At 58.5% G+C, this 390-nt stretch carries 1 protein-coding gene; it reads right to left on the minus strand.

Annotated features, from left to right (window positions below):
• Positions 1–296 (minus strand): hypothetical protein (locus OO258_RS27410; RefSeq protein ID WP_266035063.1); only part of this gene is annotated, 296 nt, incomplete at its 3' end.
• Between the last annotated feature and the right edge of the window lie 94 nt (positions 297–390).

Consider the following 390-nt stretch of genomic DNA (forward strand, 5'->3'; position numbering starts at 1 on the left):
TGGTGATGGTGGTGTGAGGAGACGGTGACCTGGGTCCCCTGGCCCATGAAGAGCGGGCGTCTGGGCATGTCTACTACCCGGGTACCTGCTGCACAGTAGTAAACGGCCGTGTCCTCAGGTCTCAGGGTGTTCATTTGTAGCGACACCATATTCTTGGCTTTGTCCCTCGAAATGGTGAATCGGCCCTTCACGGAACCTGAATAGTCTGTGATAACACCAACCGCGCTAATGCCTGCGACAAACTCACGCTCCTGTCCTGTGGCCTGGCGGAACCAGCCCATGGCATAAGTATTCACGGTGCCTCCAGAGGCTGTACAGGAGAGTCTCAGAGAGCCCCCAGCCTGCACCAATCCTCCCCCAGACTCCTGCAGCTGCACCTGGGCCATGGCC

The organism is Pseudomonas sp. DCB_BI, from assembly GCF_026240995.1.
In the GTDB taxonomy this organism is placed as follows: Bacteria; Pseudomonadota; Gammaproteobacteria; order Pseudomonadales; family Pseudomonadaceae; genus Aquipseudomonas.